12 protein-coding genes and 1 riboswitch are annotated in these 11,821 nt (G+C 71.7%); of the genes, 10 read left to right on the top strand and 2 right to left on the bottom strand.

The genetic code is table 11. The annotated features are described in order from the left end of the window. Positions 1-11: 11 nt before the first annotated feature. A complete protein-coding gene (locus ACTWOL_RS05955; protein WP_474295055.1) occupies positions 12-734 on the bottom strand; it encodes a DUF5995 family protein in 723 nt (240 codons plus the stop codon). A gap of 133 nt (positions 735-867) precedes the next feature. Between ACTWOL_RS05955 and ACTWOL_RS05950 the strand changes: the two genes are divergently transcribed. Next, positions 868-2,073 carry a glycoside hydrolase family 6 protein gene (locus ACTWOL_RS05950; protein WP_474295053.1) on the top strand — a complete coding sequence of 402 codons (1,206 nt, stop codon included), beginning with the start codon at positions 868-870 and terminating at the stop codon, positions 2,071-2,073. Between the two features lie 280 nt (positions 2,074-2,353). After that, positions 2,354-3,118 carry a hypothetical protein gene (locus ACTWOL_RS05945; RefSeq protein ID WP_474295051.1) on the top strand — a complete coding sequence of 255 codons (765 nt, stop codon included), beginning with the start codon at positions 2,354-2,356 and terminating at the stop codon, positions 3,116-3,118. Between the two features lie 100 nt (positions 3,119-3,218). On the opposite strand, the gene ACTWOL_RS05940 is transcribed toward ACTWOL_RS05945, so the two are convergent. After that, positions 3,219-4,439 carry an MFS transporter gene (locus ACTWOL_RS05940; protein ID WP_474295049.1) on the bottom strand — a complete coding sequence of 407 codons (1,221 nt, stop codon included), beginning with the start codon at positions 4,437-4,439 and terminating at the stop codon, positions 3,219-3,221. Between the two features lie 112 nt (positions 4,440-4,551). Between ACTWOL_RS05940 and ACTWOL_RS05935 the strand changes: the two genes are divergently transcribed. The 8 genes from ACTWOL_RS05935 to hisG all read left to right on the top strand — a co-directional run bounded on the left by ACTWOL_RS05935 (position 4,552) and on the right by hisG (position 11,779). After that, positions 4,552-5,778: an ROK family transcriptional regulator gene (locus tag ACTWOL_RS05935; RefSeq protein WP_474295047.1), complete on the top strand. Its 1,227-nt coding sequence runs from the start codon at positions 4,552-4,554 to the stop codon at positions 5,776-5,778. Between the two features lie 305 nt (positions 5,779-6,083). Further along, positions 6,084-6,214: riboswitch (FMN riboswitch) on the top strand. A 156-nt stretch (positions 6,215-6,370) separates the two neighbouring features. Continuing rightward, positions 6,371-7,453, top strand: a complete 1,083-nt coding sequence (gene ribD / locus ACTWOL_RS05930) for a bifunctional diaminohydroxyphosphoribosylaminopyrimidine deaminase/5-amino-6-(5-phosphoribosylamino)uracil reductase RibD (protein WP_474295045.1) — start codon at positions 6,371-6,373, stop codon at positions 7,451-7,453. Beyond that, on the top strand, positions 7,454-8,062 hold the full coding sequence (locus ACTWOL_RS05925; protein WP_474295043.1) for a riboflavin synthase: 609 nt from the start codon (positions 7,454-7,456) through the stop codon (positions 8,060-8,062). After that, on the top strand, positions 8,059-8,706 hold the full coding sequence (locus tag ACTWOL_RS05920; protein ID WP_474295040.1) for a nicotinamide mononucleotide transporter family protein: 648 nt from the start codon (positions 8,059-8,061) through the stop codon (positions 8,704-8,706). The genes ACTWOL_RS05925 and ACTWOL_RS05920 overlap by 4 nt, the downstream gene beginning before the upstream one ends. Further along, complete coding sequence (locus tag ACTWOL_RS05915; RefSeq protein ID WP_474295038.1) at positions 8,703-10,019, top strand: bifunctional 3,4-dihydroxy-2-butanone-4-phosphate synthase/GTP cyclohydrolase II; 1,317 nt, start codon at positions 8,703-8,705, stop codon at positions 10,017-10,019. The genes ACTWOL_RS05920 and ACTWOL_RS05915 overlap by 4 nt, the downstream gene beginning before the upstream one ends. Positions 10,020-10,070: 51 nt before the next feature. Continuing rightward, positions 10,071-10,556, top strand: coding sequence for a 6,7-dimethyl-8-ribityllumazine synthase (gene ribH, locus ACTWOL_RS05910; protein ID WP_474295036.1), 486 nt, complete (start codon positions 10,071-10,073; stop codon positions 10,554-10,556). 33 nt (positions 10,557-10,589) lie between these two features. Beyond that, complete coding sequence (locus tag ACTWOL_RS05905) at positions 10,590-10,862, top strand: phosphoribosyl-ATP diphosphatase (RefSeq protein ID WP_093658196.1); 273 nt, start codon at positions 10,590-10,592, stop codon at positions 10,860-10,862. A gap of 68 nt (positions 10,863-10,930) precedes the next feature. Next, entirely contained in the window at positions 10,931-11,779 is an 849-nt protein-coding gene (gene hisG / locus ACTWOL_RS05900; RefSeq protein WP_474295034.1) for an ATP phosphoribosyltransferase, read from the top strand. Positions 11,780-11,821 lie beyond the last annotated feature (42 nt).

Genomic DNA, 11,821 nt, shown 5'->3' with positions numbered 1-11,821 from the left:
CGCAGCGGGCGTCACCTCAGGGGCCAGGGGGTGAGCAGGCAGCGCCCGACGAGCCCGACACCCGCGTCCAGCCTCTCGGTGAACTCATCGGTCAGTTCCGGGAGTTCCCTGATGCTCCACAGCAGCCGGGCGGCCGACCACGCGCCGTCCCTGGCCCGCTCCAGACTCCATGAGCCCAGCAGATGAGTGACGGGGTCGGCGATCTCCAGCAGATCGGGACCGGGCATCAGATCTTCGCGGATGCGCTCCTCCAGCAGGGTGAGGATGTCACCCACGCGGTCGAACGCCCCCTCCAGTCGCGGCGGTTCGCAGCCGAGCCTACGGCAGGTGTCGACGACCGCGAGCGCGAGGTCGTGGCCGATGTGCGCGTTGATTCCGGCCAGCGCGAACTGCAGTGGACGTACGCCGGGATGGCACCGGTACTGGAACAGCGGACGCCAGCAGGCCGGCGCCCGGCCTCCCGCCGAGGTCTCCTCGACGGCGTCGAGATAGCGCTCGGCGAACAGAACGCCCAGCGTGACGGCGGATCGCCGGTCCGGGAACTCCCCGCGGCCGATTCGCCGGCCGAGCTCCTCCGTGACCGCCAGGTACACCCGGTTGAAGACCGCGACGCCGTCGTGTGCCGGCCAGCGCGAGCGGAGCGCGCGCATCCGCGTCACCACCGGGCCGACCGAGGGATCACCAGGCCCGCAGGGGGCGTCGACGTGTGCTGCGAACTCTTCGGTCTGGGCCATGGAGGCAGCGTCCCAGTCCTAGGCTCGGACGGGTGCCGCCCGGCCCGGGCTTCCCCGGAACGGGGGAAGGACCGGATGACGGGCGGCCACCAGAGAGCCCGGTGAGGGCCTTCGGCACAGGGGGGAACGGACGGTGTCAGGCGTACGCATCCGGCGGCGGGCGCAGCGGATCGAGCGGCGCCGCGCGGCGCGCCGCGGATTCATGGCCGCAGGGGCCTCGGCGGTCGTGGTCGTGGGCACGGTCACGGGACTGGTGTCCGCAGCGGGTGGCACGGCCGGGCAGGGCACCGCGCGCGACACGGTGCGTGTGGAGACGGGCAGTTCACCGACGGCCGTGCCGTCGACCGTGCGCCCGGGCCCCTTGCCCGCCCCGTCCCTCACCTCGTCCCCTCCGTCCTCACCCGGACCCTCGCCGGAGGTGAACCCGCGATCCGCCCCGCGGGCGCCGCAAGCCGCCTCGCCGGGGCCGGTCCCCGGCGGCGGACCGCTGTACCGGCACCCCGAGTCGCAGGTCCTCGACTGGGTACGCGCCCACCCGGACGACCCGCGCAGACCGCTCATCGAGTCGCGGATCGCGGACCGGCCCGCCGCCGTGTGGTTCACCGCGTACAACCCGGGCGAGATCACCCGTGAGGTAAGCGCGGTGACCTCCGCGGCCGCGGCTGCCGGGCGGGTCCCGGTCCTCGTGCCGTACGCGATCCCCGACCGGGACTGCGGGGGCGCGTCCCAGGGCGGGGCGCCCGATCTCGCCGCCTACGACGGATGGATCGGGGAGTTCGCGGACGGCCTCGGGACCGGACCCGTGATCGTCGTCCTCGAACCCGACTCGCTGGCGCTGTCGGACTGCCTCTCCGACGGCGGTCGGGCCGCCCGCAACGCCTCGCTGGCCAGGGCCGGCCGCACCCTGCAGGCCGCCAACTCCCGGGCGAAGGTCTACTTCGACGCGGGCCACTCGGGATGGCACCCCCCGGCGGTGATGGCCCGGCTGCTGCGCGCCGCCGGGGCGGCGACCAGCGGGGACGGCGTCTTCACCAATGTGTCCAACTTCCGGCGCACGGCCGACGAGGCCCGCTACGCGAGGCAGGTGCTGGACGCGCTGGGCGGCCCCGCGCACCTCGGCGCCGTCATCGACACCAGCCGCAACGGCAACGGCGCACCGGAGGCCGGGGTGTGGTGCGATCCGTCCGGGCGCGCGCTCGGCCGGGCGCCGACGACCCGGACCGCGGAGTCACGCATCGACGCCTATCTGTGGATCAAACTGCCCGGTGAGTCGGACGGCTGCCGGGGCATGGCCGGCACCTTCAGTCCGGATGAAGCCTTCGACCTGGCGACGGGCTGAGCGGCGCCGAGACGCGCGCGGCGAGGTCGGTGTCGGCCGGTGAGGTCGGCATCCGCCGGTGAACTCGACGTCCGCCGCGAGGAGGGTTGCCCTCCGGTTCGTCTCGGTTGTGTACAGCTGATATTGCGCCATGATCACGATCCGTTCGCCGAAGGCTCCCCGCAGGTCCTCGCGTCGGTACGGCCATTAAGTTGACCATGCAACAGATTCCGCGTGAGTACTGCTGGGTGGACTCGTCGCGGGGGGAACGTTTTTCACCGATCGAGAAGGAAGCAGTCTCATGCGTCGCATCACCGTCCGCCGCGCCGCCGTCGCGGTATCCGCCGTCTCCCTGGCCATGCTCGTCAGCGCCTGCGGTTCCGAGGAGCCGGCCGGCAAGGACTCGTCCAAGGGCGGTTCGTCGGGGGCGGCTGCCGAGCCGGCGGCGAAGGCCCTGTCCCAGGCCGAGGTGGAGAAGCTGATCCTGGCCGAGAGCGATCTGCAGAACCACAAGATCGCCAAGCCCAACGCGGCCGACCTCGCCGCGGCGAAGTCCGTCACCGGTGACAAGCCCGAGTGCAAGACCCTGGTCGACACCATGGCCCTGCGGCCGGTAGGAGCTCCCGGCGCGACCGCCAGCCGGAAGATCGTGGGCATCCCCAAGGCCCCCGGTGCCAATGCCTCTCCGGAGGAGAAGGCGAAGGCCGCCCTCGGAGCCCTCGGTGCCACGGTCACGGCCGACACGCTGAGCTCCTACGACGGCAAGGGGGCCGCGGACGCCGTCGCCGCCTACAAGAAGGCCGGGGCCGACTGCACCGGCGGCTTCACCCTGATCGCGGGTGCCGACAAGACGAAGATCACCAAGGTCGAGCCCGCCTCCTACACGGCGGGCGAGGAGTCCGTGGCCTTCACGCTCAGCGTGGACCTCGAGGGCGAGACCGGCACGGCGCACCTCGTCGTGGTCCGCAAGGGCGGCACGGTCGCCTCCTTCCTCGCGCAGAGCTTCGCGGGCAAGGCCGAGCAGCCGAAGACCGTCATCGACGCCCAGATGAAGAAGCTCGGCTGAGTCATCCGCGTCAGCGGGTTCGGCGGCGGCCGGGTGCGGGCCACGATGCCCGTGCCCGGTCACCGGGTGGTCTGAACTCCGGTGCTGCGGACGGCCGTCTTCACGCCTGGATCTCCGGTGCGGCCGCCCTGGCCGTGACCCCGGAGTCGGCGGCGGCCGTTCGCGTGCTGCCGCGCAGCACTCCCGCTCCGGCGACCAGCCCGAAGGCCAGCACGGTCACCAGCGCGAACGACACGGCCAGCGACGTCAGATCGGCGATCCCGCCGATGGCCGAAGGGGCGATGAGCCCCGAGGTGTACGTGATCGTGGCGACACCCGCTATCGACAGGCTCGGATTCGTGCCGCTGCGTCCCGCCGCCGCGAAGGCCAGTGGCACGACGACCGCGACACCGAGCCCGATGCACCCGAATCCGGCCATCGCCACGACGGGATGCGGGGCCAGGACGACCAGCACGCCGCCCGCCGTCGCCAGCACCCCGCCGACGCGTACGGTACGGACCGGTCCGAACCGGTCGACGATCCTGTCGCCCAGCAGTCTGGCCACCGCCATGGTGAGGGCGAACGCCGTGGTCGAAGCCGCGGCGAGACCGGCCGACGTCCCCAGTGCGTCCCGCAGGTAGACCGCCGACCAGTCCAGGCTCGCACCCTCCGCGAACACCCCGCAGAAGCCGATCGCGCCGATGACCACCGCCGAGCGGGGCGGCAGCGCGAAGCGCGGCGGCGGATCGGTGTCCGGGGCGCTGCGCAGATCCAGCACATGCCGGCAGGCCAGCAGCCCCAGCGCGGTGAGCGCCAGGGAAGCCACCAGATGGTGCAGCCGTGCGTCACTGCCCAGATGGGCGGCGAGGGTGCCCGCCGCGGAGCCGATCAGGGCGCCCGCGCTCCACATCCCGTGCAGACCGGACATGATCGAGCGGTCGAGCCGGTTCTCGACCTCGACGCCGAGCGCGTTCATGGCGACGTCGGACATCCCCGCGGTGGCGCCGTACACGAACAGTGCGGCGCACAGCGCGTACATATTCGGCGACAGCGTGGGGAGCGTGAGGGCGAGGGTCCACAGCGTCAGCAGTCCGCGCAGCGCGGCCCGTGCACCGAAGCGATGGCTGACGGCTCCGGCGAGCGGCATCGCGAGCGACGCCCCGATCGCGGGGAAGGCGAGCGCGAGGCCGAGCTGTCCCGCCCCGACCCCGGCATGGTCCTGAATCCAGGGGATCCGGGTGGCGAAGCTGCCGGTCACCGCGCCGTGCACACAGAAGACAGCCGCCACGGCATACCGCGCCCGGTTCAACTGCCGTGGGTCGAAGGTCACTTCGCTCGGCATCGGCGCCGTCCTCCCCATGGGCTGCCCGTGGACGTAAAATTATCAGGAACCCTGCCTGATAAATAGTCTCCGCGGCACTGGGCCGGCGAGGTCTTCTGGAAGGATCGCCGGTATGCCCGCATCCCCGAGCACCGCCCGGGCCATCAACGACCGGCTCGCCCTGCGACTGCTGCAGGACGAAGGCCCGTTGACGGCGACGCAGCTGAAGACCCTGACCGGGCTCTCCCGGCCGACCGTCGCCGATCTGGTGGACCGGCTGCAGGGTTCCGGTCTGATCCGGGTCGTCGGCGAGGCGGGCGCGCAGCGCAGGGGCCCGAACGCCCGGCTCTACGGGATCGTCGCCGATCAGGCCCACCTCGCGGCCCTCGATGTGCGCACCCAGGGTGTCTCGGTCGCGGTCGCCGATCTGCTCGGTGCGACGCTCGCCGAGGCGACACTGCCGATCGGCGGGGACACGGACACCGGGCCGGCCGTCGAACGCGCCGTCGCCCTGCTGGAACGCACGGCGGCCGAAGCGGGCGCGAACCGGCTCCACACCGCCGTCGTCGGCGCACCCGGGCTGATCGATCCCACGACGGGGGAACTGAGGGACTCCACCGGTCTGCCCGCCTGGCATCGCCGACTGGTCGCCGCCCTGCAACTGCGGCTGCCCGCCACGGTGCTCGTCGAGAACGAGACCAATCTGGCCGCGGTCGCCGAGCAGCGCCTCGGGGTCGCCCGCGACCGGGACACCTTCGTGCTGCTCTGGCTCGGCCAGGGGGTCGGTGCGGCGCTGGTCCTCGACGGCCGTTTGCGGCGAGGGGCCTCGGGCGGTGCCGGGGAGATCGGCTTTCTGCCGGTGCCGGGCACCGACGGTCTGCCCGCCGCGGATCGGTGCGAGGGGGGATTCCATTCGCTGGCGAGCGGAGCCGCGGTGGCCCGGCTCGCGCAGGAGTGCGGGCTGCGGGGTGATGCGGAGTCCGCGGTCCGGGCGGCCGCGGCGGCCGGCACCGATACCGCGGATGCACGGTCCCTCCTGGATGCCCGTTCTCTTCCTGACGCCGGTTCCTTCTCCGGCGCACAGGCCTTCCTGGACGCACTGGCCGAGCGCATCGCGGTCGGGGTCGCGGCGGCCGTCGCCGTGCTTGACCCCGGCTGTGTGGTGCTCGGCGGGGAGATCGGGCACGCGGGCGGAGAGGCGCTGGCGAAGCGGGTCGAGCGGCGGCTGAACGGGTTGTCACCGCTGATGACCGAGGTCCGGGCCGGCCGGCTCGGCGGCGCGGGGGTGCTCCACGGCGCACTGCTGACCGCGCGGGACGCGGCGCAGGACGAACTGTTCACGCCCGCCGGCCAGAGGTGAGTCCCGGGGGTGGGGCGGGGGAAGGCGGCGAGGGGCCCGGCGGCGGCAAGGGCCGGTGAACCGCCGCCGGGAGACCTGTCGCCGCTCAACCCGAAGCCGTCCGGGCTGTGTTGACGTCCGGTCGGGGATGCGGCGGGGGACTGGTCCATGGAGTGACAGAGAGGCTAAGAGGACTAGACCAATAAGTCAATAGGTCTGGACCATGCGCCGTCGACGATGCTCGGACGTCGCGCTGTGAGCCAGGACACAGGAAGTCACTCGCATGGCCCACTCCGGAGCGTGGCAGACTGGCCCTGTATCAGCAGCAGCGCACTCCGGGGTCGGTGTAATTCCGAACCGGCGGTTACAGTCCGCGACCCGACCGCATCCAGTGGTCGGTTGACCAGGTGAAATTCCTGGACCGACGGTGAAAGTCCGGATGGGAGGCAGTGCGCGGCGGGCGACCCTCGTGGTTCGTCGGCCGTCTGCGGCCGATCGTCCTCGTCGACGACCGGTTCCGTCGGCCCGACCTTCCCCAGAGGCGTTGGTACCGCTTGCTCTGTCGTTCGACGACAGCCCCCGGAGTCCGTGCCCGAAGAGGCAGGAGGACCGGGTGGCCACCGCAGCCGACATCAGCGCCATGCGCCGAGCCATCGAGCTCGCCGCCCGTGCACTCGGCTCCACCAGCCCCAACCCCGTCGTCGGGTGCGTCATCACCGACGCGTCCGGAGCCACCGTCGGCGAGGGCTACCACCAGCGCGCCGGAGGCCCGCACGCCGAGATCCACGCGCTCCGGGACGCGGGGGAGCGCGCCAGGGGCGGCACCGCGTACGTCACCCTCGAGCCCTGCAACCACACCGGCCGCACCGGCCCCTGTGCCCAGGCCCTGATCGAGGCCGGGATCGCCCGCGTCGTGTACGCGGTCGCCGACCCCACCCCGCAGGCGACCGGAGGCGCCGAGACCCTGCGCGCCGCGGGCGTCCACGCCGAGCAGGGGCTGCTCGGCGACGAGGCCGGGGAAGGCAACATCGCCTGGCTCACCTCGGTACGCCTCGGCAGGCCGTACGTCCTGTGGAAGTATGCCGCCACCCTCGACGGGCGTATCGCCGCCGCCGACGGCACCAGCCGCTGGATCAGTTCGCCCGAGTCCCGTGCCGACGTCCACCGGCTGCGCGCCGAGGCCGACGCGGTCGTCGTCGGCTCCGGAACACTGCGCGCCGACGACCCGCACCTCGCCGTACGCGGCATCGAGGGCGCCACTCAGCCGCTGCGCGTGGTCCTCGACACCCACGCGACCGTCCGGCCGACGGCCCGGGTCCTGGACGACGCGGCGCCCACGCTCGTCGTCGTCGCCGAGGACGCGGACACCCGGCATCTGCCCGGAGCCGACCTCGCCCGGCTGAGCGCGGACGAACGCGGCATCGGCGTCCAAGCCCTGCTCGGCGAGCTGTACGCGCGCGGCGTCCGCTCCGTACTCCTCGAGGGCGGCCCGACCCTGGCCGGATCCTTCATCGCCGCGGGCGCCGTCGACCGAGTCGTCGGCTACATCGCGCCCGTACTCCTCGGCGGGGGCCGGCCGGCCCTCGCCGACGCCGGAATCACCACCATCACCGAGGCGTTGCGGCTCGACGTGACCGAGACCGTCCGTATCGGCCCCGATCTGCGGATCTCCGCGACCGTCCCCAAGGGAGCTTGAGTGTTCACCGGAATCGTCGAAGAGCTGGGTGAGGTAACCGCCGTCGAGGAACTCGGCGACGCCTCCCGCTTCCGCCTGCGCGGCCCCGTGGTCACCGAAGGCGCGAAGCACGGCGACTCCATCGCCGTGAACGGCGTCTGTCTGACCGTCGTGGACACCGCCGACGGCGAGTTCACCGCCGATGTGATGGCCGAGACCCTGAAGCGCTCCAGCCTGGGCGCGCTCGGTGTCGGCTCCCGGGTCAATCTGGAGCGGCCCATGGTCGCCGACGGGCGCTTCGGCGGGCACATCGTCCAGGGCCACGTCGACGGCACCGGCGCGATCGTCGAGCGCACCCCGTCCGAGAACTGGGAGATCGTCAGGATCTCCCTCCCGGCGGACCTCTCGCGCTACGTCGTCGAGAAGGGCTCCATCACCGTCGACGGAGTCAGCCTGACCGTCGTCGAAGCGGGCCCCGACTACTTCACCATCAGCCTGATCCCCACCACCCTCGCGCTGACCACGCTCGGCATCAAGCAGCCGGGCGACCCGGTCAACCTCGAGGTGGACGTGATCGCCAAGTACGTCGAGCGGCTGCTCGGCGCCGGCAGCCAGGAGGACGCCAAGTGAGCAGCCTGAGCTGGCTGAACGCGGAGGCGTTCACCGCCTTCGGCCAGCACATCAAGTGGTCCGACATGACCGGCAACCTGATCGGTCTGACGGCCCTCGCACTCGGCTGGCGCCGTTCCGTGTGGACCTGGCCCGCCCAGTTCGCCTCCGGCCTCATCCTCTTCGCCGCCTTCGCCACCTCCCACCTCACCGGCAGCGCCGGCAAGCAGGTCGTGGTCATGGCCGTCGCGGCCTGGGGCTGGTGGCAGTGGACCCGCGGCCGTGAGCAGGCCCAGGACGGCTCGATCGCCGTCCGCTTCGCGACCTGGCGCGAGCGCGGGGCGATGGCCGGCGCGGCACTGCTCGGCACCGTCGCCGTCGGCGGCCTGTTCACCCTGTACCCGGCCCTGTCCTGGGACCCGTGGCCGGATGCCTACATCTTCGTCGGCTCGCTCCTGGCGATGTACGCCCAGGCCCGCGGCATGGTCGAGTTCTGGTTCGCATGGCTGCTCGTCGACCTCGTCGGCGTACCGCTCAACTTCGCGAACGGTTACGCCTTCTCCGGTTTCGTCTATGTGATCTACGGCGCGCTGGTCCTGTGGGGCCTGCGCGACTGGTGGCAGCGGTCCCGCACCGCTCCTGCCCTGGAAGGAGTGGCAGCATGAGTGCCCTGCCCGTCTGGAACCCGGCCGACGACATCGAGGACCTCCGCCTCGACCCCGTCGAACAGGCCATCCGCGACATCGCCGCCGGGCGCCCCGTCGTGGTCGTCGACGACGAGGACCGCGAGAACGAGGGCGACCTCGTCATCGCGGCCGAGAAGGCCACGCCCGAGATCGTCGCCTTCATGATGAGCGAGTGCCGCGGGCTGATCTGCGCCCCCATGGAGAGCGACGAACTGGAGCGGCTCGAGCTGCCCCAGATGGTCGCGCACAACACCGAGTCGATGAGTACGGCCTTCACCGTGTCCGTCGACGCCTCCGCCGCCCACGGCGTGAGCACCGGAATCTCCGCGGCCGACCGGTCCACCACACTGCGGCTGCTGGCCGGCGGCAGGGCCGGGGCCTCCGACTTCGTACGCCCCGGCCATATCTTCCCGCTGCGCGCCAAGCCGGGCGGTGTCCTGGCGCGCAGCGGCCACACCGAGGCCGCCGTCGACCTGGCCCGCCTGGCCGGACTGCGCCCCGCCGGAGCGATCGTCGAGATCGCCGGTGAGGACGGCGCCATGCTGCGGCTGCCCGAACTGATCCCGTTCGCCCGCAAGCACGGCCTGACGATCATCTCCATCGAGGACCTGATCGCCTACCGGCGCAGCTCCGAGCCGACCGTGCGACGTGAGGCCGAGGTGAACCTGCCCACCGCGCACGGTGCGTTCACGGCGTACGGCTACCGCTCGACCGTCGACGGCGTCGAGCACGTCGCGCTCGTCCACGGGGACATCGGCGACGGCGAGGACGTGCTGGTCCGCGTCCACTCCGAGTGCCTGACCGGCGACATCTTCCACTCGCAGCGCTGCGACTGCGGCCCCCAGCTGCAGGCGTCCATGGAGCGCATCACCGAGGCCGGACGCGGCGTCGTCGTGTACCTCCGCGGCCACGAGGGCCGCGGCATCGGCCTGGTGTCCAAGCTGCGGGCGTACGAACTGCAGGAGCGCGGACGGGACACCCTGGACGCCAATCTGGAGCTCGGCCTGCCGGCCGACGCCCGGGACTACGCCGCAGGCGCCCAGATCCTCGACGACCTCGGAGTGCGCAGCCTCCGGCTGATGACCAACAATCCCGACAAGATCAGCGCGCTGGTGCGGCACGGCCTGAAGGTCGAAGGGCGCGAAGCCGTGCCGATCCAGGCCGGCGAGCACAACCTGAGCTACCTGCTGACCAAGCGCGACCGCATGGGACACGACCTGCCCTGGCTGGACGGTTCCTCCCGGACCCCCGGGGCGACTCCGGTGATCGCGTCCACCTGCGGCAACCAGTAACGCGTCCCCGGCGACACCGGCAGACGGCACCACACAGAACCAAGGAGAAACGTGAGCGGCAAGGGCGCACCCGAACTGTCCGTACGCAACTGCGGAGACCTCCGCGTGGCCGTGATCGCGGCCCAGTGGCACGAGAAGATCATGGACGGCCTCGTCGACGGCGCCCTGCGCGCGCTGCACGAGCTGGGCATCGACGAGCCGACCCTGCTGCGGGTCCCCGGCAGCTTCGAGCTCCCCGTCGTCGCCAAGGTCCTGGCCGGCCGCGGCTACGACGCGATCGTCGCGCTCGGCGTCGTCATCCGGGGCGGCACGCCCCACTTCGAGTACGTGTGCCAGGGCGTCACCCACGGCCTCACCCAGGTCTCCATCGAGACGGGCGTCCCCGTCGGCTTCGGCGTACTGACGTGCGACACCGAGGAGCAGGCGCTCGACCGGGCCGGTCTCGAGGGCTCGAACGAGGACAAGGGACACGAGGCCGTGACCGCGGCCGTGGCCACCGCGGCCACCCTGCGTTCAGTATCTGAACCCTGGCGCTGAGGAGAGGGCACTTCCGCGTAGGGTGGGACCACCATGTCCAAGAAGACGTTCGAGGAGCTCTTCGCCGAGCTCCAGCACAAGGCAGCCAACGGCGATCCCGCCACCTCCCGCACCGCCGAGCTCGTGGACAAGGGCGTCCATGCCATCGGCAAGAAGGTCGTCGAAGAGGCCGCCGAGGTCTGGATGGCCGCCGAGTACGAGGGCAAGGAGGCGGCAGCCGAGGAGATCTCCCAGCTGCTGTACCACGTCCAGGTGATGATGGTCGCCCGGGGCATCAGCCTCGACGACGTCTACGCCCACCTCTGAGCACACGCGTACTCGTTCCCTACGCACACCCACCCCGCACGCACCTACGCACAAAGGAAGCCCACCTCATGCTGCGCATCGCCGTCCCCAACAAGGGTTCACTCTCCGGGCCTGCGGGAGAGATGCTCCATGAGGCGGGCTACCTGCAGCGCAAGGACTCCAAAGAGCTCGTGCTGGTCGACCCGGAGAACGAGGTCGAGTTCTTCTACCTGCGCCCGCGCGACATCGCGATCTACGTCAGCTCGGGCCGCCTCGACATCGGCATCACCGGCCGCGACCTGCTTCTCGACTCCGGCGCCGGCGCCGAGGAGATCCTCCAGCTCGGCTTCGCCCGCTCCACGTTCCGCTACGCCACCAAGCCCGGCACCGCCTCGGGCGTCGAGGACTTCGGCGGGATGACGATCGCCACCTCGTACGAGGGCATCGTCGCCAAGCATCTCGCGGACAACGGCATCGACGCCTCGGTCGTGCACCTCGACGGCGCCGTCGAGACCGCGATCGAGCTGGGCGTCGCCGAAATCATCGCGGATGTCGTCGAGACCGGCACCAGCCTGCGCAACGCGGGACTCGCCGTGATCGGCGAGCCGATCCTCACCTCCGAGGCCGTCGTCATCCGCCGCACCGGTGCCGGCGCCGACGACCCGAAGGTCCAGCAGTTCCTGCGCCGGCTCCAGGGCGTCCTGGTCGCCCGCTCCTACGTGATGATGGACTACGACTGCCGGGTCGAGCACCTGGAGCAGGCCGTCGCCCTCACCCCGGGCCTGGAGTCGCCGACCATCTCCCCGCTGCACCACGAGGGCTGGGTCGCCGTGCGCGCCATGGTCCCCGCCAAGGAGGCGCAGCGCGTGATGGACGACCTTTACGCACTGGGCGCCCGCGCGATCCTGACCACGGCGATCCACGCCTGCCGCCTCTAGGGGGCTTCTGATGGATCTCCGCGGCGTCGCGACGCCCGGCCC

The sequence above is a fragment of the Micromonospora sp. IBHARD003 genome (genome assembly GCF_056106285.1).
Note: the sequence above shows the minus strand (reverse complement) of the source record. Positions and strands in the feature narration are given on the sequence as shown.

Excerpts from the sequence above, each read along its gene's own strand:
- ACTWOL_RS05955 (WP_474295055.1), bottom strand. The coding sequence starts at position 734 with ATGGCCCAGACCGAAGAGTTCGCAGCACACGTCGACGCCCCCTGCGGG.
- ACTWOL_RS05945 (WP_474295051.1), top strand. The coding sequence starts at position 2,354 with ATGCGTCGCATCACCGTCCGCCGCGCCGCCGTCGCGGTATCCGCCGTC.
- ACTWOL_RS05940 (WP_474295049.1), bottom strand. The coding sequence starts at position 4,439 with ATGCCGAGCGAAGTGACCTTCGACCCACGGCAGTTGAACCGGGCGCGG.
- ACTWOL_RS05935 (WP_474295047.1), top strand. The coding sequence starts at position 4,552 with ATGCCCGCATCCCCGAGCACCGCCCGGGCCATCAACGACCGGCTCGCC.
- ACTWOL_RS05915 (WP_474295038.1), top strand. The coding sequence starts at position 8,703 with ATGAGTGCCCTGCCCGTCTGGAACCCGGCCGACGACATCGAGGACCTC.
- ACTWOL_RS05905 (WP_093658196.1), top strand. The coding sequence starts at position 10,590 with ATGTCCAAGAAGACGTTCGAGGAGCTCTTCGCCGAGCTCCAGCACAAG.
- hisG (WP_474295034.1), top strand. The coding sequence starts at position 10,931 with ATGCTGCGCATCGCCGTCCCCAACAAGGGTTCACTCTCCGGGCCTGCG.